This is a genomic window from Novosphingobium sp. AAP1, from assembly GCF_001295765.1.
Classification (GTDB): Bacteria; Pseudomonadota; Alphaproteobacteria; order Sphingomonadales; family Sphingomonadaceae; genus Novosphingobium; species Novosphingobium capsulatum.
On sequence record NZ_LJHO01000003.1, the window covers coordinates 1 to 25,961 of the forward strand.

19 protein-coding genes and 1 pseudogene are annotated in these 25,961 nt (G+C 66.0%); 13 read left to right on the forward strand and 7 right to left on the reverse strand.

The genetic code is table 11. The annotated features are described in order from the left end of the window. Positions 1-52: 52 nt before the first annotated feature. Positions 53-829, reverse strand: coding sequence for a tyrosine-type recombinase/integrase (locus tag IP65_RS07440; RefSeq protein ID WP_369801242.1), 777 nt, complete (start codon positions 827-829; stop codon positions 53-55). A 99-nt stretch (positions 830-928) separates the two neighbouring features. Further along, a pseudogene (locus tag IP65_RS22195) lies at positions 929-1,057 on the reverse strand (Arm DNA-binding domain-containing protein); the annotation flags it as partial. Positions 1,058-1,507: 450 nt separating this feature from the next. On the opposite strand from IP65_RS22195, the gene IP65_RS07445 reads away from it, so the two are divergent. From IP65_RS07445 to IP65_RS07460, 4 genes are all read left to right on the forward strand, one after another. Next, positions 1,508-2,884 (forward strand): hypothetical protein, encoded by a 1,377-nt coding sequence (locus tag IP65_RS07445; protein WP_054131290.1) that lies wholly within the window; start codon positions 1,508-1,510, stop codon positions 2,882-2,884. After that, complete coding sequence (locus IP65_RS07450) at positions 2,881-4,764, forward strand: sulfotransferase (RefSeq protein ID WP_054131291.1); 1,884 nt, start codon at positions 2,881-2,883, stop codon at positions 4,762-4,764. The genes IP65_RS07445 and IP65_RS07450 overlap by 4 nt, the downstream gene beginning before the upstream one ends. A gap of 139 nt (positions 4,765-4,903) precedes the next feature. After that, a complete protein-coding gene (locus IP65_RS07455; RefSeq protein ID WP_022678422.1) occupies positions 4,904-7,378 on the forward strand; it encodes a TonB-dependent receptor in 2,475 nt (824 codons plus the stop codon). A gap of 79 nt (positions 7,379-7,457) precedes the next feature. After that, entirely contained in the window at positions 7,458-8,396 is a 939-nt protein-coding gene (locus IP65_RS07460) for a LysR family transcriptional regulator (protein WP_022678421.1), read from the forward strand. A 65-nt stretch (positions 8,397-8,461) separates the two neighbouring features. Here the strand turns inward: IP65_RS07460 and IP65_RS07465 are convergent, their stop codons facing one another. The 4 genes from IP65_RS07465 to IP65_RS07480 all read right to left on the reverse strand — a co-directional run bounded on the left by IP65_RS07465 (position 8,462) and on the right by IP65_RS07480 (position 12,511). Further along, on the reverse strand, positions 8,462-9,385 hold the full coding sequence (locus IP65_RS07465) for a hypothetical protein (protein ID WP_231627600.1): 924 nt from the start codon (positions 9,383-9,385) through the stop codon (positions 8,462-8,464). Continuing rightward, a complete protein-coding gene (locus tag IP65_RS07470) occupies positions 9,382-10,374 on the reverse strand; it encodes an isopenicillin N synthase family oxygenase (protein ID WP_022678419.1) in 993 nt (330 codons plus the stop codon). The genes IP65_RS07465 and IP65_RS07470 overlap by 4 nt, the downstream gene beginning before the upstream one ends. Before the next feature lie 78 nt (positions 10,375-10,452). Further along, positions 10,453-11,115 (reverse strand): TetR/AcrR family transcriptional regulator, encoded by a 663-nt coding sequence (locus IP65_RS07475; RefSeq protein WP_231627601.1) that lies wholly within the window; start codon positions 11,113-11,115, stop codon positions 10,453-10,455. Between the two features lie 178 nt (positions 11,116-11,293). Continuing rightward, positions 11,294-12,511, reverse strand: coding sequence for an MFS transporter (locus IP65_RS07480; RefSeq protein WP_022678417.1), 1,218 nt, complete (start codon positions 12,509-12,511; stop codon positions 11,294-11,296). 124 nt (positions 12,512-12,635) lie between these two features. Here IP65_RS07480 and IP65_RS07485 point away from each other — a divergent pair, with 124 nt between their 5' ends. The 9 genes from IP65_RS07485 to IP65_RS07520 all read left to right on the forward strand — a co-directional run bounded on the left by IP65_RS07485 (position 12,636) and on the right by IP65_RS07520 (position 21,923). Next, positions 12,636-13,736: a Gfo/Idh/MocA family protein gene (locus IP65_RS07485; protein WP_054131292.1), complete on the forward strand. Its 1,101-nt coding sequence runs from the start codon at positions 12,636-12,638 to the stop codon at positions 13,734-13,736. A 14-nt stretch (positions 13,737-13,750) separates the two neighbouring features. Beyond that, a complete protein-coding gene (locus IP65_RS07490) occupies positions 13,751-14,803 on the forward strand; it encodes a sugar phosphate isomerase/epimerase (protein WP_022678415.1) in 1,053 nt (350 codons plus the stop codon). A 155-nt stretch (positions 14,804-14,958) separates the two neighbouring features. Continuing rightward, on the forward strand, positions 14,959-15,594 hold the full coding sequence (locus IP65_RS07495) for a gluconate 2-dehydrogenase subunit 3 family protein (protein WP_022678414.1): 636 nt from the start codon (positions 14,959-14,961) through the stop codon (positions 15,592-15,594). Between the two features lie 20 nt (positions 15,595-15,614). Next, entirely contained in the window at positions 15,615-17,300 is a 1,686-nt protein-coding gene (locus IP65_RS07500) for a GMC oxidoreductase (RefSeq protein WP_028658425.1), read from the forward strand. Between the two features lie 2 nt (positions 17,301-17,302). Continuing rightward, on the forward strand, positions 17,303-18,703 hold the full coding sequence (locus IP65_RS07505) for an MFS transporter (RefSeq protein WP_022678412.1): 1,401 nt from the start codon (positions 17,303-17,305) through the stop codon (positions 18,701-18,703). Positions 18,704-18,751: 48 nt separating this feature from the next. Further along, positions 18,752-20,233, forward strand: a complete 1,482-nt coding sequence (locus tag IP65_RS07510; RefSeq protein WP_082349921.1) for a PAS domain S-box protein — start codon at positions 18,752-18,754, stop codon at positions 20,231-20,233. A 253-nt stretch (positions 20,234-20,486) separates the two neighbouring features. Continuing rightward, positions 20,487-20,651: a CsbD family protein gene (locus IP65_RS20815; protein ID WP_082349925.1), complete on the forward strand. Its 165-nt coding sequence runs from the start codon at positions 20,487-20,489 to the stop codon at positions 20,649-20,651. 65 nt (positions 20,652-20,716) lie between these two features. Further along, positions 20,717-21,580 carry a hypothetical protein gene (locus IP65_RS07515; protein WP_054131294.1) on the forward strand — a complete coding sequence of 288 codons (864 nt, stop codon included), beginning with the start codon at positions 20,717-20,719 and terminating at the stop codon, positions 21,578-21,580. A gap of 49 nt (positions 21,581-21,629) precedes the next feature. After that, a complete protein-coding gene (locus tag IP65_RS07520) occupies positions 21,630-21,923 on the forward strand; it encodes a CsbD family protein (RefSeq protein WP_148291872.1) in 294 nt (97 codons plus the stop codon). Between the two features lie 62 nt (positions 21,924-21,985). Here the strand turns inward: IP65_RS07520 and IP65_RS21940 are convergent, their stop codons facing one another. Continuing rightward, positions 21,986-25,777 (reverse strand): hypothetical protein, encoded by a 3,792-nt coding sequence (locus IP65_RS21940; RefSeq protein ID WP_231627602.1) that lies wholly within the window; start codon positions 25,775-25,777, stop codon positions 21,986-21,988. Positions 25,778-25,961: the final 184 nt, after the last annotated feature.

A 25,961-nucleotide genomic window follows, 5' to 3' on the forward strand; every position in this document is an offset into this window, starting at 1 on the left:
AAGGGCATTTCCATCGCGCCATGGCTAACCTTAGGCGAGTCTCAGCACTACGCTAACGGCAAAAAACCTGTCCGGAGACGAACGATTTTTGGCCGCCGAAGTTAGGCTTGAGCACTCTCGCGCCATCGCGCAAGCGGCCCAACTCGTCCGACCAGAACTGCATCAACGCCACCCGCTCATTCCAGTATTCTCCCCGCGTATGGGCGCGGCGGACCCCGTTGTTTTCCATATGCGCCAATTGCCGCTCGATCGCATCCGGATTGAAACGTCCGGTCTCGTTGAGAAGGGTGGCCGCCATTGCCCGAAAGCCATGCGCGGTCATTTCCTCTTGTCCAAAGCCAAGGGCCCTTAAAGCGGCATTGACCGTGTTTCCCGACATGAGCCGGATGTTCCACACGCTGCGATCGAAATCGAACTCTGCCCATTCGGCTTGGCGAAGTTCACCGGGGCGCACAAAGAGATGTGCTGACAGCTTCAAAGCGAACAGCGTGATGGCATGGCCGGTGTACCGCTCGATTGCCCTCATCAGTTCCCCAGCGCGGTGTGGAGTGGTGATGGCGGCGAGATGCTTGGATTTGGGGGCGGTCAGAGCGCCACGGAGGTCGCTGGTTGGATCGCATTCGGCTCGTGCTGTGGCGACTGCGTAGCGAAAAACGCGCCCCAGAACGCTTCGCATGCGGCGCGCGCTTTCGTAGCGGCCCGTCGCCTCAACCGCGCGTAAGACGACGAGAACTTCGTGCGCGGTTATCTGGGCGATCGGTCGCGTACCAATCTTGGGATAAGCCTTGTCTAGGAGCCAGCGAACTTTGCTGAGTGTAACCTCAGCCAACTGCTCACGCTCCTGCTTGGCAATCCACTCAAGCGCGACAGTCTTGAAGGTGCTGTTTTCCTCGATCCTGGCTTTGGCGGCGTCAATCTTTTGCTGGTGGGCGGGATCGATCCCGGTGGCGAGTAGGCGCCTGGCTTCTTCGCGTTTGGCGCTCCCGTCGGCAAGGCTAAGATCGGGCGATTGGCCCAGCGACAGGGTTTTCTGCTTGCTGAGCCAACTGTAGGTCAGGCGCTACAGCTTTGAGCCATTTGACTTGACGAAAAGATGCAGCCCGCCGCCATCGAACATCTTGTATGGCCGGTCTTTGGGTTTAGCGTTCGCAATCGTGGTCGCAAAGAGCGTGCTCGTCTGGGTATCGCCTCGCCGAAGGGCGGAGAACGATACCCATCAGGATACCCATTTTGTTCCTGATTGGTGTCGCATTCGCCCGGATGTTGTCGGACGACTATGCCACAAAATTTGTCTGATTTCAGCCACTTCACGGACGTCTACGGACGTCCGTGGAATGAGAGATGGTGCCCAGGGTGGGCAACGAATGGGTCGGGCGGCTGTTCCGCCAGCTTTTCCCGACGCAGGAATAACATGAAAGCACAGGCAATTGCCTATACGAGATAGCGTGCGAGCGAGGGGAGGGCATAGCATGGGGCCAAGAATGCAGGGCAGCGCGCCAGGAGGATCATGACACAGGAAACCGAGAAGACCGGTACAGTCGGCGCCGGTGCGCGCCGGGCAAGGCGCCTGATGCGTGCCAGCGCGCTGCTGGGCCTTGCCATGCTGACTGCCGCCGCTGCGCCGCCTGCCAGCAATGCGCCGGGCAAGCCGGCCATCGGCCTGGATCAGCCAGAGCCCGGCCTGCCCGAACTGGCTGCGCCTGGCCCCTATGTACCGGGCACCATGACGCGCACGATCGTGGCCTCGGGGCAACTGGATGCGACGGCGTCGGTCGCTGCGGGGCAAGTCGTGCGCGGCACGCGCACCCTGCCGTTGCGCATCTGGTATCCCGCGCGCGGCGCAGCCGGCGCGAGCACCGTGACCTATTCTGCCAGCCTGACGGCAGAGCCGCCGCAGCCGCCGGTGCACTTCACCATAGCCGGGCGCGCGGTGGCCGATGCGCCGGCGGCGGGCCAGGGCTTTCCCCTGGTGCTGCTCTCGCATGGGTTTGACAACGATCCGGTGATGCTGCGCTGGCTGGGCGAAAACCTGGCGAGCAAGGGCTATGTCGTGGTGGCCATCGCCCATCATGATGGGCCGATCACCGATCCGCGCGGCGCCGTGCCGATGATGCTGCGCCGCCCGCTCGATATCGTGTTGACGTTGCAACGCCTGCGCGCCGGGTTGCTGGGGCCGCTGGCCGATCCGGCGCAGGTGGCGCTGATTGGCTATTCGTTTGGTGGCTATGGCGTGTTGACCGCAGCGGGTGCCCGGCTCGATCCCACAGCTGCGTGGCTGGCGCGCATGCCGGCCGCCCTGCGCGCGGCCTATGCCGGCAATGGCCCGGCCGCGGCCGATCTGCGCGCCGATGGCATTGCTGCTGTCGTGGCGATTTCGCCTGCTGGCGGCGGGCCATCGCCGGTGTGGGGCAGCGGCGTGGCGCAAATCCATGCGCCGCTCATGGTGGTGACCGGAACGGCCGATCGCACGGTCGGCTTTGATCCCGGCCCGGCCACGATCTTTGCCGGCGCCACGGGCAGCGATCGCACCATGCTGGCGTTCGAGGGGGCCGGCCATTCCATCGGCACCGATCCCGCGCCGCCGCAGATGCGCCAGGCGTTGTGGGACATGGACTGGTTCGAAGATCCGGTGTGGCGCAAGGCGCGGCTCAACGGCATCAGCCTGCATTTCATCACCGCTTTTCTGGCCGTGCATCTCAAGCACCAGGCGGCGATGCAGGCCTATCTCACCGTGCCGGCGGAACGCTCTGACAAGGCGGGGTGGACTGGCCCTGCCACGCCCTATGCAGCGGTGAGCCAGGGGGGCGACAACCCCACCTGGAAAGGCTTTGTGCACAACCATCAGGACGGCCTGATCCTGCGCCACCTGCCCCCCACGCCATGAGCCTGGCGCGCGCCAAGGCGCTGCTGTCCAGCGATCCTGCCCAGGCGCGCGATCTGGCCCTGGCGGCAGGGCAGGGGCTCGAGGCGCGCTTTGTGGCGGCGGCTGCCATGCGCCGCTGCGGCGATGCCACTGGGGCGCTGCGTCTGCTGGCGCCGCTGGCGCAAAGCACGGCCTGGGGCGTGCACTATGAACGCGGCGCGGCCCACGCCATGGCGGGAGAGGATGCCGCCGCGCTGGATGCTTTTAGTCTGGCCCATCGCTTCAACCCGCACTCGGCGATCGCGGCCCATGCCCTGGCCGGCCAGCACGCCGTGCTGGGCCAGGCGCTGCCCCCGGCGCTGGCGCAAGTACAGCAACCGATCGTGGCGCAGGGCCATGCGCTCGCGGGGATAGACCGCGTCGATCCATGCTGGCTGCGTCTGCTGGCGGCGGCAAGCCTGGCCCAGGGTGGGCAGGATGCCGCCGAAGAATTGCTGCTTGCCGCCTTGGCCCGCGCGCCCACCTTTTCTGCCGCTGCGCTCGATCTCGCGCTGCTCTACGAACGGCAGCAGCGCGGGCCAGAGGCGCTGGCCCGGGTGGCGCCGCTCGCCGCGCGTCATCCCGGCAATCCCGCGCTGCACGGCCTGGTGGCGGCCGCGCATCTGCATGGCGGCGATGTCGATGCCGCGCTCGCCGCGCTCGATGTCGCCCTGGCGCTGGCGCCCGATGACGCTGGTTTTTGGCACGTGCGCGGCCATGCTTTGGCGGCGGCTGGCGATGTTGCCGGTGCAGTGGCGGCGTATCGCCGCGCGCTGGCGCTGCGGCCCGACCAGGCAGAGCCGTGGTGGAGCCTGGCCAATCTCAAGACCTTCCGCTTTGTGCCTGAGGATCTGGCCGCGATGACAGCGGCGCTCGCCACGCCGGGCCTGGCGCCGGCCCAGGCCGCGCATCTCCATTTCGCGCTGGGCCGCGCGCTGCTCGATGCGCAGGAGCCGGCCGGGGCGATGGACCATCTGCACCGCGCCAATGCCCTGCGCCGCGCGCAAGTGCCGTTCGATATCGCCGCGCACGAGCGCTTTGTTGCCGATACGATCGCGGCCAGCCCGGCGCCTTTTTTCGCCGCGCGCAGCGCCTGGGGCGACCCGCGCCCCGGCCCGGTGTTCATCGTCGGCCTGCCGCGCAGCGGCTCAACTCTGGTCGAGCAAATCCTGGCCAGCCACCCGGCGGCCGAAGGTCTGTCCGAGCTGGCCGATTTCACGCTGCTGGCGCGGCAATGGACCACGCGGCTGATCCGCGAAGGGCGCGCCCACGATCGCGCGTCGGCACTGGCGGCAATGACCGCACCCGAAGCGCGCGCGCTGGGCGAAGCCTATCTGGAGCGGGTGGCGCGCGTGCGGCAGACCGATCGGCCGCTGTTCGTCGACAAGGCGCCGGGCAACCTGTTCAACCTGCCGCTGATCCGTGTGGCGCTGCCCCAGGCGCGCATCATCCACGTTTCGCGCGATCCCATGGCCTGCGGTTTTTCGCTTTATGCCCAGGATTTCGCGGGCGGGCAGGGCTATAGCTATGATCTTGTCACGCTGGGCCGCTATTGTTGCGCCGCTGCCGCATTGGCCGCGCATATGCACAAGGGTTTGGGCCAGGCGATGATGGCAGTTGCCTATGAAGAGCTTGTCGAGGACGCGGAAGGCACGGTGCGCCGCCTGCTGGACCATTGCGGGCTGCCCTTTGCGCCCGAAACCCTGCGCTTTTTCGACAATCCGCGCGCCGTGCGCACGATCAGCGCGCAGCAGGTGCGCCAGCCGCTGCACCGCCAGGGCCTGTCGCGCTGGCAGGCCTGTGCGCCCTGGCTTGGCCCGCTGGCTCAGGCGCTTGGCCTTGCGGATAACAAAATCCGATAAGCGCATGCGATTAACACAGTTGTTGCACGCCAGCTTGGTGCGAAGCTGGCACGGCTCAAGACGAGTACCGGCCCAGACGCGGTCGAGCGGGTGGCGAGCGCCCGCACGGGGAGTCAAATCAGAAAGTGCGAGGGGTATAATGAACAATAGCGACCTCCTGTCCGCCATGCACCGTGCGCGCCTGTCCGCGCGGCTCCTGGCATCCACGGCCGTGGTCTCGGCCGCGATGCTGGCGACGGCGCCCGCCTGGGCCGATGAACAGGCCAGCCAGCCCAGCGGCAAGATCGAAGACATCGTCGTCACCGCCAGCCGTTCGGGCGCGGAATCGGTGCAGAAGGTGCCGATCGCCATTTCGGTGGTGAACGTCGACACGATCACTAAGTCTGGCCAGGGCAACCTGTCGGATCTGCAGCGCTTCGTCCCCTCGCTCTCGATCACCGAAAGCGCGCCGGGCTTTAACAAGTTCAACATGCGCGGCCTGTCGACCGGCGGCTATCGCACGTCCGACACCTCGGACCGTTCGCTCGTGGCGGTCTATCTCGATGATACGCCGATCTCGGTGCAGGGGCAGACGCCCGATCTCAAGGTCTATGACCTCGAACGCGTGGAAGTGCTGCGCGGCCCGCAGGGCACGCTCTATGGCGCCGGCTCGATGGCCGGCACGGTGCGCTTTGTCACCGCCAAGCCGCGTGCCGATGAAGTGTCGGGCTCGATCGAAGGCACGGCGGCTTCTACCGAACATGGCGCGGCCAGCGGCAGCGTGCGGGGCATGATCAACCTGCCGCTGGTGAAAGACCAACTGGCCGTGCGCGCCAATGTCTATGTCGGCCGCGATGGCGGTTTCATCGACAATGTCGGCGCCTATGCCGGGCAGAACCGCAACAGCAACACCACCGAACAGGCACGCGTGGCCCTGCGCTGGACGCCCAGCACCGCCTTCACCTTCGACGCCGCGTTCACTTATGAACACAGCAAGGCCAATGGCCTCAACACCGGCATGAGCGGGTTGGCGGACTACACCACCTTCACCAACGGGCCGGAAGGCACCAGCGACAAGTTCCGCCTCTACCAGGCCTCGGGCGATTATGACCTGGGCGGCGTGCACCTGATCATCAGCGGCGCGCATACCGATCGCGATGTGGGCTACCTGGCCAGCACCGAGCCGACGATCGGCTATTTCTTCCAGGATTACAGCGGCGGTACGCTGCCGGTCAGCAGCACGACCTATCCGCTCTACAAGGCGCCGACCAGCTTTGATCCGGCGGTGAGCAAGCTGATCCCCTATGAACAGTATTCGATCAACCAGAAGATCAAGGATACCATGCTGGAAGCGCGCCTGGCTTCCGACAATACCGGTCCGGTGAAGTGGACCGCCGGCGTGTTCTATGAAAAGCAGATCCGCCACCTGGTCCAGGACATTCCCGTCGCCGGGTTCGATACGCTGTCGTACATGAACTATTTCTATGGCCCGTTCCCGCAGACGGCCAATGGCCTCTATGATTCCAAGGCCGTGGACAAAGCGTTCAATTCCAATGACATCTTCTCGGGTCTTCAGGATACGGACGAACATCAGTTCGCCGCCTATGCCGATGCCACCTGGCACATCACCGACAAGCTCGATCTGTCGGGCGGCCTGCGCTACTTCAACTTCAAGGAAAAGTATTACCTGTTTGAAAGCGGCGTCTATGGCGTGATCAACCACGTGCCCCTGGAACAGAACGCCACGCTCAAGTCCAACGGCGTGAACCCGCGTGCCAATGTGTCGTACAAGGCCAGCCAGGACTTCATGGTCTATGCCGAAGTCGCCAAGGGCTTCCGCTATGGCGGGGCCAACCAGCCCGTGCCAATCGGCGACACCGGCATCTCGCAGACCTGCAAGAACAACTTGGCGTCCTATGGCTATTCCTCGGCACCGAGCACGTTCGGCCCGGACAAGCTGTGGAACTATACCATTGGTGAAAAGGCGCGCCTGGCCGATGGCAAGGTGACGTTCAACGCCAGCGCGTTCTGGATCGACTGGAGCGACGTGCAAACCCGCCTGTTGCTCGATTGCTCGTACTTCTTCACCGACAACAAGGGCAAGATCCGCTCCAAGGGCCTGGAGCTGGAAACCACGGTCAAGCTCAGCCCGGAAATCACCTTCTCGGGCTTTGCTTCCTACACGGACTCGCGCGCCAACGGGAATATCCCCACGGTCGGCGCATTTGACGGCAACCGCACGCCCTATTTCCCGCAATGGACCGCGTCGGCCTCGCTGTTCTACGATGCCAATGTCGGCACCGATCAGTCGATCCACCTGCGCGCCAGCTACCAATACCAGGGCGACCAGTTCACCACGTTCAACCCCTACAAGACCACGATCACCAATGGTCAGCTGGTGACCGATGGCCCCAGCGCCACTTATGCGCGCATCCCCGCGCAGAACAATGTCAGCGCCTCGATCAGCTATGACATCGGCCGCCTGGAAATCGGCCTGTTCGGCAACAACCTGATCAACGGCGTGAAGTATGTCGATGTGGCACGGGCAACCTATTACAAGGTCTATCAGCCCGGCGACCGCATCTCGTGGGCACGTCCCCGCACGATCGGCGTGCGCGCGCGCTACGCGTTCTGATGATGTGATCGGGGGAAGCGGCTTGTGCCTGCTTCCCCCTGACATTGCCGCCGGCCGGGCCTTGGCATAGGGTCAGGCCATGCCGGCGCCCGATCCTTTGCTGCCCAATCCCTTGTTTGCCGCCCAGGTCGATTGGAACCTGCTGCGCCTGTTTGCCGATATCGTGAAGGCAGGCGGCATCGGCGCGGCGGCGCGCCGGCTCAACAAGCAGCAACCCACGATCAGCGCCGCGCTCAAGCGGCTGGAAGAGCACGCCGGCGCGCGCCTGCTGCATCGCAGTGCCAGCGGCGTGGAACTGACCGCAGCCGGCCGCGCGCTTTATCTGCTGTGTGAAGACATGGCCCAGGCCGCGCGCGCCGCACCCCATCGTATTGCCCAGGCGCTGCAGCAGGTCGAAGGGCTGGCGCGCATCCAGGTGGTGTCCTCGATCGTATCGCCTGCGTTCGATGCTGCGATTGCCAGCCTGCATGCCCGCCACCCCGCGATCCGCATCGAAATCCGCGTCTCGCCCTGGCGCAGCGTGCTCGATGTGTTGGAACGCGGCGAGGCGGAACTTGGCGTGGGCACCGACAGCGGCGTGCGCGCCGGGCTGACCTACGAGCCGCTGTTCACCGAAACCCAGCAACTCTATTGCGCGCGCAGCAGCCCGCTTTACGGAACGCGCGTGGCCACCATGGCCAGCCTGCGCGAACAAGGTTTCGTGCTGACCGGGCAGGACGAGGTGGACACGATCACCCACCTGCGCCAGCGCTATCGCCTCGGCACGGTGGTGACGGGCCTGGCCGAAGACATCCACGAGGCACTGCGCCTGATCCGGCTGGGCACCGGCATCGGCTTCCTCCCCACGCTCGCCGCCGCGCCGGCCGTGGCGAGCGGGGACTTGTGGCCGCTGCTACCCGACGACCTGGCGCCATCCTATCCGATGTACCTGCTCACCCGCCAGGCGCCCGAGCGCGGCACGCCGGCGCAGCTGTTCCTCGACGAGATCACCGGCCACCTACGCGCGCGGGAGGTCTAGGTAGCAAGGCAGTGGGACCCCGGATCAAGTCCGGGGTGACGAAAAAAACAATATATTACATGCGCCTATCTCACCCCGGACTTGATCCGGAGTCCCGCTTTCTCAACGCAAAACCCGCGCATTGCGCTCCAGATGCTCGCGTTCAGCCTCCAGCCAGGCTTGCCCCCCGGACGTGGTGGGCGTCTGCGTGACAAAGGCAAACACCGCTCGTGCACATCGAGGCTGTAAACCAGCGTGCAGGCCATGCTGTCGATCGTGCAGTGCTGGTGCACCTGGCCATCGGCCTCAATGGCGAAGTCACCCTGGAGCAGCCGTTTCCCGTGCCGCGCCGGGATGGTGGTGTGGGTGACGTGCGCGCCGTCGAGCGCGACGGAGACTTCGTAGCTGGCGATCTGCGCCGCGCTGATGATGCCCTGGGCCAGGGCGTGGTCCAGGCTGGGCGTGGTGGCCAGCGCGGCGTCGATGGCCGGCAGGCGCGATCGCGCGAGGGCCATGTGCGCGCCGGCCACGATCAGCCCGCCGTCCATGGCATGGTCTGTCCCGGTCGCATGCTCGCGCAGCAGATGCAGCCGCAGCCCAAGCAGCGGGCCAGGCGCGGCGAGTTGCCGCCAATCCTCGACATAGGCGCCCGATGGCGCAAACTCGAGCACGCTGTTGCCGATGAACGCCAGGCGCGCCGGTTCGGGCCATTGGTTGCGCGGTTGATAGCTGCGCGCCACCGACCACGACATTTCGCCGCGCTGCGCATCCCACAGCGTGTCACCCACCCAGCCCTGGCGCGCCGTCAGCGCGGTGTCGTCGCGGCCGGGCAGGCGCAGGTCGAGCGTGAAGCTGCGTGACTGGAACCAGTAGACCGGCGTTACCTCGTCAGTCAGCCCGGTGCAGAATGTGATGCTCTTGCGCCGGAATGCGCCGAGCAGGTGGCGTGGAAACGGCACCGCGCCCAGCGGCCGGGGCGGCAGCGCGGCCAGCAGATCGGCAACTTTCATGCCCCCGCCTCTGGCCGGCCGAACGAGGCCAACGGCACCGGATCGTTGAGCACCAAGTCGCCGCGCGCAATGCGCTGCTTGAGATAGGCGAAGGTCTGCGCCGTCTGGTTGAACAGGTGTTCCCCGCCCTTGATCGGGCGATAGCGCGGGGCTTCGCCGCGCACCACCGGGGCGATCACGTGGTCGTAATCGCACGAGCAGAACAGCGGGAAGGAATAGCGCTCCTGCGCCACGGTCTTCACCCGGTGCTTGGTGGCCAGATAGCGGCCGTTGGACATGATCTCCATCATGTCGCCTACATTCATGATCAGCGCGCCATCGATCAGCGGCACATCGAACCAGGCGCCGTGCCGATCCACCACCTGCAGCCCCGGCGCGGTAACGTGCAGCAAGGTGAAGCATTCGTAATCGGTATGCGCACCGATCCCCGGCCGATCTTGCGCGGCGGGATCGTGGGGATAGTGGATCAGCCGCAACTGGCTGGGCGGATGGCGCAGGTGCGCGTCGAAATGGGTTTCATCCAGACCAAGCGCCAGGGCAAAGGCACGAAACAGCTGGTGGCTGATCCCGGTAAGATGGGCATACCAGGCTTGCACATCGGCGCGAAAGCCGGGCATCGCCGGCCACAGGTTTGGCCCCAGCAGCGGGCGGCGCTCGCTGCCGTGATAGTCTATGTTGATGTCATAGGCTTCCTTGAGGTCGGCCGGGCCGCTGCCAAACTGCTCCTCGCCCACCGGCACATAGCCGCTGTGGTTGTGCGACAGGCCGATATAGCCCTGCATCTTGGTGGCGAGATCCTGCGAAAAATAGTCCTGCGCCCGCGCCACCAGCCGCGCGCGTAGCCCGGCGTCGATCTGCGATCCCGTGACATAGAGAAACCCCGCCTCGACACAGGCGCGGTCCAGTTCCTGCGCCACGGCCAGGCGATCGGCGCGGCTTGGGCTTTGCAGGCGGGAGATATCGACGAGGGGCAGGGCGTGATCGGGCATGGCCGATCTTCTTCCCCTTCTGCCTGCCCCACGCCAGCCGGCAAATGCCGATGCCGGCCATCAATCTGGTCTATGGGCTCAGGCGGCCGCGAAATAGGCGGTGCACATCCGCCCCAGCTCACGCTTGAGCACGTTCCAGTCATAGTTGGTGACCGACTCGCTGCTCGAACCCAGGCTCAACTGGCGGGCAAGGGTGGCAAAGATGATATGGTGCGCGGCCTTGGCGCACATTTCCGGGTCTGGCCCGGCAATTTCATCGCGATAGCGCATGAACGCCGCCAGCGCCTTTGATTCGGCGAGCAGCGCGGCGCGCTTGCCCAGCGCGGAAATGGGCGGGTCGTGCTCGGCCCGCATCATCGTCAACCGCAGCAGCGGCGCGTTGCGGCGCAGCACTTCGGAATAGGCTTCCACATAGTGCGGAACGAATTCCTTGAGCGTGGCGCACGAGGCGGCCAGCGCGGCCTGCATCGTGTCTTCTTCCTGCGCCAGGGTCTGCGTCGCGCGATAGAGCACGGCGCGCACCAGGCTGTCCTTGTTCTCGAACCGCAGGTAGATCGACCCGATCGAGACCTTGCCCCGGCTGCTCACTTCCTGCAGGGTGAAATCCTCGTTGCCGCGCTCCACCATCAGGGTTCGCGCGGTGGCCAGCATACGCTCGAGTGAGGCCTTGCTGCGCCCCTGCAACGGCGCACGGCCCATGGATTCAAGCGACAACTCGACGGCATCCGCCAAGGCGGACATGTCCTGCGGCATCAAGGCAACCCCATGCTGGCACACGCTGAAACGGCGCGCGCATCCCTCTGCGCCTTAAAGGCATTTGTGGCGAACGCCAACCGGCCTGTCATACCGCTGCCACAGGACGCCGCCAGGCTTGGCTCAAGCTCAAGCTCAAGCCCGGCGCGCCGCGTGGCTGCGGCGCTCAAGCGGGCTGCAACGCTGCTGGCCGGCGCAGGCCCAGGACGCCGCCCGCAATGGCGGCGATCAGCGCGACCACGCCGGCGACCAGGAACGCACCCTGCATCGATCCCGCACCCCGCGCCACCAGGCCCACCACGACCGGCGAGACGGCCTGGCCCAGGAAGAAGCAGCTGGTCCACACCCCCATGCCCCGGCCGCGATGGCGGAACGAGAACTTGGTCTGTGCCCAGGCGATCAGCGCCGGCACGGCCATGCCCGCGCCGGTCTGCTGCACCGCCAGCGCCAGCTGCATTTCCAAGATCGAATGCGCCAAGCCCACGCCGCCCAGGCCCAGGGCGAACAGCAGCAGGAACGTGGCGATCTGCACCGCATTGCCAAAGCGCGAGATGATGCGGAACAGCACCGATCCGGCCAGGATAAAGAAGCTGGGCACGAACGTGGCCTTGCTGACCGCCATCGGGTTGGTCACGCCCACTTCCGCCCAGGCGATGCTGCCATTGACGATGAACACGTAATAGAGAACCGAGCAGAACAGCGTGAGCCCGCCGACGAGAAAGGCGGTGCCGAACGGGAACGGCCCATCTGCTGCGGGCACAGCCGGCGTTCCGGCCTGCAGCGGCTTGGCCTGCGGATGTTCGGGCTCGAAAATGCACAGGTACATCGCGACAAAGATCGGCAGGGCGATGAGATAGACCAGGAAGCTGCCGTTCCAGCGCCATGCCGCCACCGCCGCCACCAGCAGGAACAACAGCGACTGGAATGCCGGCCCAACCAGGCCTTGCAGCATCAGCCAGTTGCGGCGCTGGCCGTCTTCCCAATAATCCGCGATCAGGGTGTTGACGATGGTGAGGATGCCGGCCTCGCACACGCCCAGCAGCAGGCGCGTGGCAAAGATCGCGTCAAGGTTTTCCAGGAAGAACGGCAAGGTGCCGACGATACCGTAGAAAAACGTGCAGATCAGCAGCAGCGGCCGGCGGCCAAAGCGGTCGGCGAACAGCCCGGCAAACGGCGCCAGCACGGCAATGGCATAGCCGGGTGCGGTGACCATGGCCGGCACGCGGATCGCGGCATCGGGCACGTTCTTGAAATGGGTGATCATCGCGGCAACCACCGGGAACATCGCGATGATGGCAAAGACCGGCAGGAAGCCCGCCACGATCATCGTGGCGCCCTGGGGCTTGAGCGTGAGCGAGCCGTAAAACTTGCGGGCGAGCTGCATTCGATATTCTCCCGTCGGGGCCGTTCAGCCGCGGCCATTCCTGCTTGACGACGCAGGCCCTATCAAACTAGAATTTGGATTACAAACGAAACTGCGCGGGGAGAGTGACTTGCAGCGTCTGCGAATGGGCATGATCGGGGGTGGGCCAGGCGCCTTCATCGGGCCGGTGCACCGCTATGCGGCGGAAATGGACCGTGAGATCGAGCTGGTTGCCGGGGTTTTCTCCAGCGATGCCGCGCGTGGCAAGGCTGCCGCCGATGTCTATCGCGTCGATCCGGAACGCGCCTATCCCACGCTTGAGGCGATGTTCGCCGCCGAACGCGAGCGGGCCGATGGCATCGATTTCGTGGCGATCGTCTCGCCCAATCACCACCACCTGCCCGCCGCCCGCGCGGCGCTGGCCGCAGGCCTGCCGGTGATGACCGACAAGCCGCTGACCGCCACGCTGGACGAGGCAGACGAACTCGCTGGCCTGGTGCGTGCCGCCGGGCTGCCGTTCGGCGTCACCTATACCTATTCCGGTTATCCCCTGGTGCGCGAGGCGCGGGCGCGGGTGGCGTCTGGCGCGCTTGGCACCGTGCGCAAGATCGTGGTGGAATATCCCCAGGGCTGGCTTGCGACAGAGGCCACCGGCAAGCAGGCCGAATGGCGCGTCGATCCCGCGCGCGCCGGGCTGGGCGGCTGCATCGGCGACATTGGGGTTCACGCGTTTCACCTGGCTGAATTCATCAGCGGGCTGAAAGTCGTCTCGCTACTGGCCGATCTGGGCACTGTGGTGCCGGGCCGCGCGCTGGATGATGACTGTACGGTGCTGCTGCGTTTCGACAATGGCGCGCGCGGCGTGCTGCTGGCCAGCCAGATCGAAGTGGGCGAGCGCAACGGCCTGCGCATCCGGCTCTATGGCGATCGCGGCGGGCTGGCCTGGCGCCAGGAAACGCCCAACATGCTGGAACTGACCAAGCTGGACGGGCGCACCGAGATCGTTCACGCTGGCAGTGGCCAGTTGGGCCCCGATGCCCTGGCCCGCACGCGCACGCCGGCTGGCCATCCCGAAGGCTATCTCGAGGCCTTTGCCAATCTCTATCGCGATTTTGCCGCCCAGCTGCGGGGCGAACCTGCGCCGTTGCTGCCCGGCCTGGACGATGGGCTGCGCGGCATGGCGTTCATCGCCACTGCCGTTTCTGCCAGCCGCGCCGGTGCCGGCTGGGTGCCCCTGACTGTTTGACGGAGCCTGACACCATGAAGACCATCAAGGGGCCGGGCATTTTCCTGGCCCAGTTCGCCGGCGACGCCGCCCCATTCAACAGCCTGGATGCGATCGGCAGCTATATGGCCGGGCTGGGCTACAAAGGCGTGCAGATCCCCAGCTGGGACAAGCGCCTGTTCGATCTCGACCTTGCTGCGGAAAGCCAGACCTATTGCGACGAGGTGAAAGGCATGCTGGCCGACAAGGGCCTGGCGATCACCGAGCTTTCCACCCATTTGCAGGGACAGCTGGTCGCGGTGCATCCCGCGTTTGATGCGCAGTTTGACGCCTTTGCCCCGGCCGCCGTGCATGGCAACCCGGCCGCACGCCAGGCCTGGGCGGTGGACCAGGTGAAGAAGGCGGCGATCGCCAGCCGGCGCCTGGGCCTGTCGGCCCATGCCACTTTCTCCGGGGCACTGGCCTGGCCCTATTTCTACCCATGGCCGGCGCGCCCGGCGGGGCTGGTCGAGGATGCGTTTGACGAACTGGCGCGGCGGTGGAAGCCGATCCTGGATGTGTTCGAGGACAATGGCGTTGATGCCGCCTATGAAATCCATCCCGGTGAAGACCTGCACGATGGCGTGACGTTCGAGATGTTCCTGGAACGCACCGGCAACCATCCGCGCGCCAAGATCCTTTATGATCCCAGCCACTTCGTGCTGCAGTGCCTGGACTACCTGGCCTATATCGACATCTATCACGAACGCATCGCCTGCTTCCACGTCAAGGATGCCGAATTCCGCCCCAGCGGCCGCAGCGGCGTCTATGGCGGCTATCAGGCCTGGGTCGATCGGCCCGGCCGGTTTCGCAGCCTGGGCGATGGGCAGGTCGATTTCCCCGCGATCTTTTCCAAGATGGCGCAATACGATTTCGCCGGCTGGGCCGTGCTCGAATGGGAATGCGCGCTCAAGCATCCCGAACAGGGCGCGGCCGAAGGCGCCCCGTTCATTGCCCGCCACATCATTCGCGTGACCGAGCATGCGTTTGATGACTTTGCCGCGGGTGGGGCCGATCGTGCGCTCAATCGCCAGCTGATGGGCTTTTGAGCGCGCCACGATCAAGTGCCTGTCATGGAAGCGTTTGCCCATTCGCGTAGGCGGGGCAGGCTTGACAGGCACGATGCAGAACAATAATTGAAATTCTAATTAAACGGGCGCGCGTGCCGCGCTGGCGCCCGCTCGATCGCACACCGGGAGGATGCATGACTGTCGCCGCCGATTCTCCACATCCAGCCGATAGGGGATGGCAGCGCCGGGATTTCCTCGCCGGGTTGGCGTTGCTGGGCCTTGCCGTTGGGCCGGCCGCTGCAGCCGTCGCCGCGTCTGCGCCGCAGGACGCGAACATCGTGCGCTACCAGGGCCTGATGCGCGATGTGGCGCAGATCGTCATTCCGCGCACCGACACGGCGGGCGCGGGGGATGTGGGCGCAGGCGCTTTCGTCTTGCTGGGCCTGGCGCACGGGCTGGGCGGCGCGCACCAGCCGGTGACCACATCGGGGCTGGAGGGCTTTTCCAGCGCCGATGGACGCTTTGACCATGCACGCTGGCTGGCTCTCGAACTCGATCGCCGCGCCGGCGGTGATTTTGCCCATGCCGGGTTGCCGGCGCGGCAGGCGGCCGTGGCGGGCCTGGATCGCGATGCCTTTGCCGCCGCGCCGATGGCGCAGCCCTGGCACACCATCAAGAACCTCGTTCTTACAGGCTATTACACCTCGGAAATCGGCGGTTCCAAGGAACTCAACTATGAACTCGTGCCCGGCCGGTGGGACCCCGACGTGCCCGTGACGCCCACCACGCGCGCCTATTCCAGCGACTGGACGGCGATCGACTTCGGCTGATGAGCAGACAGGATTATCCCATGGATTTCGATGCAATTGTGGTGGGCTCGGGGATCAGCGGCGGCTGGGCGGCCAAGGAGCTGACCCAGGCCGGGCTCAAGGTGCTGATGATCGAGCGGGGGCGCGAGATCCGGCACCAGCAGGACTATGACACCGAGATGAAGGCGCCGTGGGAGATGCCGTTCCGCGGGGAGGGCGATACCGCCCTGTACGAGCGCGAATATCCCGTGCAGATGCTCAACCGCCATTTCAACGAATTTACCGAAGGCCACTTCGTCAACGACGCGCAGAACCCCTATCAGACCGGGGACGGCACCGATTTCACCTGGTTCCGCAGCTATCAACTGGGCGGCCGCTCGCTCACCTGGGGGCGGCAGTGCTATCGCTGGTCAGATTATGACTTTGGCGCCAATGCCCGCGACGGGCATGGCACCGATTGGCCGATCCGCTATGCCGATCTGGCGCCGTGGTATGATAAGGTCGAGCGCTTCGTGGGCGTTTCGGGCGCGCACGAAGGCCTCAAGCAGTTGCCCGATGGGCAGTTCCAGCCGCCCATGGCGCTCAACGTGGTGGAACAGCACGCCCGCGCCGAAATCGCCAAGCGCTGGCCCGAACGCTGCCTGACCGTGGGGCGGACCGCCAACCTGACCGAGGCCAAGACCGAGGAAGGGCGCGCGCCGTGCCAGTATCGCTCGATCTGCGCGCGCGGCTGCTCGTATGGCGCCTATTTCTCCACGCAATCGAGCACGTTGCCTGCCGCGATGGCCACCGGCAACCTGACCGTGATCACCGACGCCGTGGTAGAGGCGGTGGATTTCGATCCCGCGACCCAGCGCGCGCGCGGCGTGCGCTATTTCGATACCAAGGCCCGCGTGCACAAGACCGCGAGCGCGCGGCTGGTGTTCCTCAACGCCGGTGCGTTCAATTCGGTGCACGTGCTGCTCAATTCCGCCACCGATGCCATGCCGCAGGGCCTGGCCAATTCCAGCGGTGTGCTGGGCACGCACATCATGGACCACGCCAATACCCTCTCGGCTGCGGCGATCATGCCGGGGTTCGAGGGCCATACTTCGTTCGGCAATCGCCCGACCGGCATCGTCATCCCGCGCTACCGCAACATGGACACGCTGGACGGCATTGGCCACACGCGCGGCTATTCGTTCCAGGGTGGCGCGCTGCAAAGCACGTGGACGCAGGGCAAGCGGCTGGCGGGCACCGGCACCGATTACAAGAACACGCTGCGCAAGCCCGGGCCGTGGCGCATGGTGTTGGTGACCTTTGCCGATTGCGTGCCGCGGCCGACCAACCGCCTCACGCTCGATCGCAGCAAGACCGACGCCAACGGCCTGCCGCAGCTCAAGGTGGACTTTGCCTATGGCAAGGAAGAGCATGCCGCCCTGGCCCAGGCCAAGGCCGATGCAGCCGAAATGCTCACGGCGGCCGGCGGCCATGTTATCATGGGCTTTGACCGGCCGGGCGCAGGCGGCAGTTCCATCCACGAGATGGGCGGCGCGCGCATGGGCCGCGATCCCAAGACCAGCGTGCTCAACCAGTGGAGCCAGGCCCACGACGTGGCCAACCTGTTCGTCACCGATGGCGCGCAGATGAGCTCTTCGGCATCCCAGAACCCGTCGCTCACCTATATGGCCTTGACCGCGCGCGCGGCCGATGCCGCCGTATCGATGTTGCGCGAAGGCAAGATCTGAGCGTGATCGACCCCCATAGCCTGACCCACCGCCAAAAGACCCTTGCGCTTGCCACCCTGATCATTGCCCTGGTGCTCGAGATCGTCGACATGACGATCGTCAACACCGCGTTGCCCGCGATCAAGGCCAGCCTGGGTGCCGATGCCCAGGCATCGCAGTGGATCGTGGCGGGCTATTCGCTGGCCTTTGCCGTGCTGTTGATGGCTGGCGGGCGGCTGGGCGATACCTTTGGCTATCGCCGCATGTTCCTGGTGGGGATCACCGGGTTCACTCTGGCCTCGGCCGCCTGTGGGCTGGCGCATACCGGCACTGCCCTGGTGGCGGCGCGCCTGTTGCAGGGCGCGACCGGGGCGGTGATGGCGCCCCAGGCGATGGCCATGGTGCAGGTGATGTTTTCCCCGCTGGAGCGGGTGTCGCGCATGGCGCTGTTCGGCGTGATCGGCGGGCTTGCCGCCATTGCCGGGCCGGTGCTGGGCGGCCTGCTGATCGAGGCCAACCTGTTCGATCTGGGCTGGCGCGCGGTATTCTTGATTAACCTGCCGGTGGGCGTGGGCGCGGTGATCGCCGGCCTGGTCTTCCTGCCCGAGGCGCGTTCGGGCCGGCCGGCGGGGTATGACCTGGTGGGCATGGCGCTGTTCGGCTTGGCCATGGCGGCGCTGCTTCATCCCCTGATCGGCGCGGCGGAAACCGGGCATGGCGGCGCCATGCTGTGGCCCCTGGTGGCGGTGGTGCCGTTGGGCGTGCTCGCCTGGCGCCACGCCGGCAAGCGTGTGCGCGCCGGGCGGCCGGCGCTGTTCGATCCGGCGCTGTTCACCATTGCCAGCTTTCGCCAGGGGCTGGCGCTGGCCATCGTGTTCGGCGCGGTGGGCGCGGGCTTTCTGCTGGTCTTTGCCTTTGCCATGCAGGCCGAACGCGGCCAGACGCCGCTGTTCACCGGGCTGCTCCACGTGCCTTATGGGCTTGGCGCGATGTTCGGCATCGGGGTGATGAGCCGCAATCTGCTGCCCCGCCTCGGCCGTTGGGTGCTGGTGCTGGGTGCAGGCGTGATGCTGCCGGCAACGGCGCTGGTGCTATGGGGGATTACCATGGCGCACTTGCCCTGGCTTGCCGTGGGGCTGTGCCTGATGCTGGCCGGGGCTGGCATGGGCATGACCTCGGGTTGCGTCGGCCCCGTCGTGGTCTCGCGCGTCGATCGCGATCATGCCGGGGCGGCCAGCGCGCTGTTGAAGACCAGCCAGCAGTTTGGCGCGGCATTGGGCGTGGCCCTGGTCGGCAGCCTTTATTTTGCTGCCGGCGCAAGGGCATTCGCCCCGCCCGCCATGGCCGCCCTGGCCGTGATCGCGGCATTGCAACTGGCGTGCATCGGCCTTGCCTGGCGCCTGCCGCACCGGCTGTTCGACTAGGCCGAAAAACGCCGGGATCGGCCTGCGCCCTGGGGCATTGAAGCGCCCATGGACAAGACAGCGGCAGACCCGTCGATCGAGCAGGAGCGCCTGCGCCACATCATTGGCGGCCTGAGCGAGGGGGTGCTGCTGGTTGACGCGGAGCAGCGCATCGTCTGGGCCAACCCCGCAGCCCTTGTCATGCATGGCGTGGAACGGCTGGCAGACCTGGGCGCGGACGTTGACGATTATCGCCGCCGCTTCCAGCTGCGCTATCGCAACAACCACCGCCTGGAGCGCGGTGACTATCCGCTCGATCGCGTGATCGCCGGCGAGGCGTTCGACGAGGTGGTGGTCGAGGTAATCCCGCAAGGCGAGGACGAGCCGCGCTGGGTTCACCAGATCCGCAGCCTGATCCTGTCGGACGCTGGCGGCACGCCCGATCTGCTGGTGCTGATCATCCAGGACGTATCCTTGCGGTATGAAGCAGAGCTGCGCTTTGAACGGGCATTCAACGTCAACCCCGCGCCGGCGGTGATCATGCGGCTGTCTGACCTGCGCTATGTCAAGGTCAACCAGGGTTTCCTCGATCTGACCGGCTACCAGAAGGACGAAGTGCTGGGCCGCACGCTCTATGAGATCGACGTGCTCAAGGACGCCGCCGATATCGACACGGCCAAGGAACGCATCCGCGAGGCGCGCACCGTCCCGCAGATGCAGGCCGATCTGGAACTGCCCGATGGTGGGCGCAAGCTGGTGATTGTGGCCGGGCAGCCGGTGGACCTGGACGATGAGCCGTGCATGCTGTTCTCGTTTGCCGACCTTGAGCCGCGCCGCCAAGCGGAAAACGAACTGCGCCACAGCGAAGAGCGCTTTGTCACCACGTTCCGCCTCGCGCCGGTGGCCATGGCGATCACCACGCGCGGCGATCACACGCTGTGCGATACCAATGACGCGTTCCACCAGTTGACCGGGTGGTCATCGGACGAGGCGATGGGCAAGACCATGCCCGCGCTCAAGCTGTGGGCCGATGCCACGTTCCTGCCATCCGTTGCCGAGCAGTTGGTGGAACGCAGCGCCTTTCGCGGGCGCGATGCGCAAGTGCGCGGCAAGGATGGCGGGGTAACCGACTGCCTGGTTTCGGCCGCCGCGATTCCCTTGCGGCGCGATACCTGCACACTGTGGGTGATCCAGGATATTCACGAACGCCGCCACAGCGAGCTGGAACTGATCGGCGCGATCGAGGCGGTGATGAAGGACACCAACTGGTTCAGCCGCACCGTGGTGGAAAAGCTCGCCAACCTGCGCGCCCCGCACGGCAGCGAGCGCCCTGCCGAAACCAGCGAATTGACCCGGCGCGAAAAGGAAGTGCTCAGCCTGCTGTGCGAAGGCGGCGACGATGCCACGATCGCCCGCGAAATGGGCGTCTCGCGCAACACGCTGCGCAACCACGTGGCGCGGGTCTATGCCAAGATCGGCGTCAACCGCCGGGCGCAAGCGGTGCTGTGGGCACGCGAGCGCGGCTACCCGCTGCAGCGCCCGATCCGCTGACTCAAAGGATAGCGGGACCCCGGATCAAGTCCGGGGTGACGGCAATCTATAGCTAGATGTTCTTCGTCACCCCGGACTTGATCCGGGGTCCCGCTTGATGTTTCGCAGAACGGCCGCCAGCACCAAACCCGCCCCGCCGATTTGGCCAGTTTGTACCATACGATTTGGTACTTCTGCATCTCTCGCGGGCGATTGGGGCGGCCTATCTCTCCATCATCGGCGCGATGGTCGCGCTACGTGATGGGAGGTTCCCATGAACGAAGACCGCATCGAAGGCGAAGTGCGCCAGGTGAAGGGCTCGATCCTGGAAGCGATCGGCAAGATCACCGGCAATGACCAGACCCGTGCCCAAGGCGCGGCGGAAAAGCTGGCCGGCAAGGTGCAGGCCAAGGCCGTGCGCAAGTCTGCCCGCCCATAACGCGCGCCCCGCGCCTTTCTTACCACCACCACACGAAGATACCTTTCTTCCCGCAGGAGATTTGCATGGCAACGACCATGGTTGACGGTCGCATTGACGACCGTCTGGCCCCGCGCATGAACTGGTCGGCCCTGATGGCCGGCACCGTGATCGCGCTGGCCATTGAAGTGACGCTGGGCCTGCTTGGCGCCGGCATCGGCTTTTCCGCGATCAATCCCGGTTCGGCGAGCGGCGCCAGTGCCGGCGGGCTTGGCCTGGGCGCGCTGGTCTGGTGGACGGTCAGCAGCATTCTGGCGCTGGCCGCCGGTGCCTATGGCGCCACGCTGGTATCGCGCAGCCGCCGCCCGGTCGATGGCGTGATGCATGGCCTGGCAATTTGGGGCCTGACCCTGTTGCTGACCTTCTACCTGCTTTCTTCGGCGGTGGGCGGCATCGTTGGCGGGGCGTTCCGCGCGGTGGGCAGCGTGGCCACGGCAGCGGCCAGTGGTGCCAGCGCGGTCACGCCCACGGTGGCCAAGGCGGCCGGCGTGGACCAGGCCGATGTCGACGCGCAGGTTTCTGCGCTGCTCGATACCACGCCCAACGATCCGGCCGCGATGACGCCGGAACAGGGCCGCAAGGCGATCGTGGCGGAACTGCCGGCCATGGCCAAGGGCGGTGAAGAGGGGCGCGCGGCCGAACAGCGCGTAGCGATGATCGTGGCGGCGCAGAACAAGATCTCGCCCGACGAAGCCATGGCCCGCGTCGAAAAGGCCCGCCAGCAGTTCCTGGCCGCCAAGCAGAGCGCGATCGATACCGCGATCGATGCTGGCAGCAAGGGCGCCGATCTGGCCGCCGGCACTGCCTTTGCCCTGTTCGTGGTGATGATGCTGGGCGCCAGCGCTGCCGCCGCCGGGGGTGTTGCCGCCACCCGCCGCAACCACGCCTGAGCCAAGCCATCACCACTTTGACCAACGTTCCAACGCAAGGAGCATGATCATGAACGAACATCGCATTTCGGGCGCGATCAAGGAAGCGGCCGGCACCATCGAACAGGGCATCGGCACGGTTACCGGCGATGATGCCACCCGCCTGCGCGGCCAGAGCCGCCGCATCGAAGGCCGCGTGGAAGGCCTGGTCGGCAAGACGATCGACCGGGCGATCGACCGGGCAGTGGTTCTGATCGAACGCGGCGAGCAGCTGGTGCGCAACCATCCCCGGGCCAGTGCCATCGTTGCCGGCGTGGTCGCGCTTTCGCTCGGCCGCCGGTTGAGCGCGGCAACGCGGGGCTGATTGACGGAACCAGCGCGGCGGCGCGGAAGGGAGCGATCCTTTCCGCGCCGCTTTGCGCATGGTCACTGCACCGGTTCGAGCGTCGCCAGCGTGACATCGTTGCTGTGCATCGCCACGTCGCGCATCAGTTGGCCATCGGCGCTGACGGTCACCGTCTCGCTCGCTTCGGGCTTGTCCTGGGCCAGTGCGGCCAGGCTGGCAAGCTGGGCCGGGGTCAGCCGCTCGGGCGCGCCCATGTCGATATAGGCGGAATAGGCATCGTTGGCGCGATAGCCGGTGCGATGCAGGGTATAGCGATAGCGACCGGGCGCGAGGTGGCTGAACGCCAGGCGCACCGGCGCCGCCGGATGATTGGGCACCAGCTTGCCAAAGAAACTGCGGTTGCTGGTCGGCTGGGCGGGCTGCTCGAAATCCCACACCACGGCGGCCACCTTGCGTCCGTCGCGCGCGATCCAGCTTTGCGCGTCGTCAGCCGGCACGCGGCGGCCCTGCAGGGCGTGGAGGTATTTGTAGGCAAACCACGCCGGCTTGCGGATGCCATCCTTGGTCATCAGGCCAAAGCCGCCGTGAAATTCGGTGGTTGGCGGGCCCGGCTCCTCGAACAGGTCGGAGTAGACCCAATAGCTCATACCTTGCGCGGCGCCTTCCACGCTTTTGAGCTTGGACAGGATATAGGGCGCGCTGACGTAGGAATCGTGCACCAGGTCACGCGGGGTATAGCTGGTGCTCCATTCGGTGAAATAAAGCGGCAAGCCGGGAAAGGCCGAGGCGTCGATCTGCTGGCGCACACGCCGCACATCGCCGGTGATCGCCTGGGGGCTGGGATCGAGCTTGGTATCGTCCTTGCCCATTTCATCCAGAAACCCGCCATTCACGCCATAAGTGTGGGTGGTGACGAAATCGATCGTGCCGCCCTTGGCTTTCACTGCGGCGAGAAGTTCGGGCACCCAGGCCGCGCCGGCGGTGGACGGGCCACCAACCCTGAGCTGGGGATCGATCGCCTTGATAGTCCTGGCAGTCAGCAGATAGAGATCGAAATAGGCCTGTTGATCGGCGTTTTCCCAGAAGCCGGCCAGGTTTGGCTCGTTCCACACCTCGAAATACCATTGCCGCACGTCGTCCTGGCCATAGCGCGCGATCATGTGCCGCACGAAGGCATCGACCAGATCGCGCCACGGGCCGGGCTGCGGGTGCGAGGTATTGCCTTTCCAGTAGAAGATCGTCTGATCAGAGGTTTTCAGCGCATCGGGGGTAAAGCCAAGTTCCACGAAGGGGCGCAGGTGCCGCGCCTTGAGATCATCGTAGAGCGCGTCGATCGCGGTCCAGTCATAGACGATCTTGCCGTTGACGCGCTTTACCGTGCCCAGCGCATCGTGGAAAATGTCGTGGAAGCGGATGGTGCGAAAGCCCAGTTCTTCGCTCGCGAGCTTGAGCTGCGCCATGTTTTCCGGGCGACGCAGCGTGCCGGGATAGTCTGACCCGATCGAGAGATCGAAGAACCGATCGATCGGCCCACCATCGCGCGCCACGTCAACGGCGATCTGGCGAGTGGCGGTGGCGGCAGGGACGGAGGCAGATGCGGCGGCTGCACCCGGTGCCGCGCCGGCCACGGGCAGCGGCTTGTTGGCCGGCATGCCCACCATGATGCCGCGCCCATGCGGCGCCAGATAGAGCGTGCCGGGATCGAGCATGTCCCCCGCGATCGCGCGCAAGGTGCCGAACTGCTGGTCCGGGCTGTTGATCCGCACCCAGTTGGCGCCGGCATCGTCAGACCGCCACAGCCCTTCCTGGCCCATGACCTTGCCCCACAGGAACACCGCGGGATACGCGTCCTTGACCACCGGCGCGCCAAAGCTGACGAGCCAGGCCTCGGTCACCTTGCGCATTTGGGTAACCTTGGTCTTGCTGTCGGGCGAATGGAACAGCCCCATCGGCAGCGCCAGCCACAGGTCTCTCACCCGGCCGGGCACCACTGCCAGCGTGCCCTTCTGCCAGCTTTCCACCTTGGGCAGGCCTGCGATCAGGGTGGTAAAGCTGCTGCCGCCATCGCCGCTGGCCAGCACCGCCGAACTGGCCTGGTCATAGACATAGAACAGCCCATCGGCGGCCTTGTCGGCCACGGGCAGATAGGACGTATCGGCCCGGGCGGCGATGCCGGTGGAAGGCTGCCAGGTCTTGCCCATGTCTTTCGAGACATAGAGCCCATCCTTCTCCGGCGCCCAGACCAGCGTGGTGCCCTTGGCCGATATCGCTGCCACGCCCGGCCTGCGCCAATCGCCGCCAGGGGCGGGCGGGTGATAGGCGGCGCTGGCAAACGGTGTCCACGTCGCGCCGCCATCGGTGGTGGTATAGCCATAGCTGGGACCATGATCGACCAGGCGCACCATGCTGCCCGGCTTGGCCCCGGCATAGTCGATGCTGAAATTGGTCTCGCTTGCCGGGGTGAACAGGCCCTTGCGCGGCGGGGTGCGCGCCAGGTCTTCCCAGGCGCCGCCACCCACGTCGCCAAAGGCGGCCAGCACGGCCGCGCCGCCGGTTGGAGAGGCCATCTGCAGCGTGGCGGCCTCTTCCAGATTGCCCACGGTAAAATCGAACGTCACCGGCTCGCCCGGCTTGGCCGAAGCAAGGTTGCGGCTGATCCACAGGCCATAGCCGGTGCCATAGATCATCTCGTCGGACTTGAACGGGTTGAATTTCAAATCGGCCAGCCAGTGGCCCATGGTGTCGCGGCCCTTCATGTAATCGACCAGCCAGGGATAGGCACCGGGATCGTGCCGCGCATGGCCCGACAGCGCATCCCAGTGCGCGCCGCCATCGCGCGAAAGATAGATATCATCGCCCGGCGCCCAGCGATCGATGGTCGAGACCGCCAGCGTGCCGTCACTGGCCAGGTCCACGCCGGAAAAGCCGCCAGGCAGGCCGGGCGCGGGCGGGGTGGGGGTGATATCGTGCCAGCGCCCATCGCGGCCATCGCGCTTCCACACCGCGCCGGTCTTGATATTGCTGGGGTTGAGCGTGCTGGCCTGGTCGCCCCCGGCAAAGGTGACATAGAGGCTCCCATCGCGGCCGAACACCAGGTGTTGCGGCACCATCGCGGGCAGGCCCGGCACGGCGGCAAAGCTGGCGCCGCCATCGCGGCTCAGCATCAGCGCGCCCGTGCCATCCGTCGATCCGGCCCAGACCTGGCCGGGCGCCGCGGGATCGACCGCCACCAGGCTAAACCCGCCGACCTTTGCGCCGGTGCGGGCGAAAGTAAGGCCGCGATCGGTGCTCTTCCACAGGCCGTCGCGGTTGGAGCCGAAATAGAGCACGTCGCCCTGCCGAGGATCGACCGCCAGCCGCTCGCCCGTGCCGCGCCCGTCGCTGTTGCCACCTACGCCGATCGGCAGTTCGGTCTTCTGCCAGGTGCGGCCGCGATCGTCAGAGCGCAGGATCGCGCCCTTGCGGCTCCACTGCGACAGGTAAAGCCCGGCAGCGGCATAGACGCGGTCGGGCGCGTTGGGATCAACGGCAAAGCTCAGGATGCCCATCAGATCGCCATCGTCGCGGCCCAGGTGATCGAGCAGGGGAATCCAGCGTTTGTTCTCGAAATCAAAGCGGTACATGCCGCCGATATCGGTGCGGGCATAGAGAATGCCCGGCGTGCGCGGATGATAGAGAAACCCGTCGACAAAACCGCCCGCGCCAAATGGCACTGTCTGCCAGTGATAAGGCCCGCTCGCCAGCGGCGTAGCGGCGGCGTTGGCCGCAGCCGGCGCTTGCGCGTGGAGCGGCGCGGCCACGCCGAGCGCCAGGACGCTGGCCAGGGTAGTGCAGGCCAACCGGCGCGCGCCACGGAACGGGATTCCAGGCATGACATTCTCCTTCCCTGGCGGTGGCTGGGCGAGCGGTGCGCTGCCTGGCCTTTGCCGTTGTGTTTTTGTTTGCGGGGACGAGGCATAATTTGCGCTCGAAATGTCGTCAAGATAGCGCTAACAATCCCGCGACAAACAAACCGCCGCTGGCCACTATGACGATGGTGCTGGGCTGGCCGTAAGA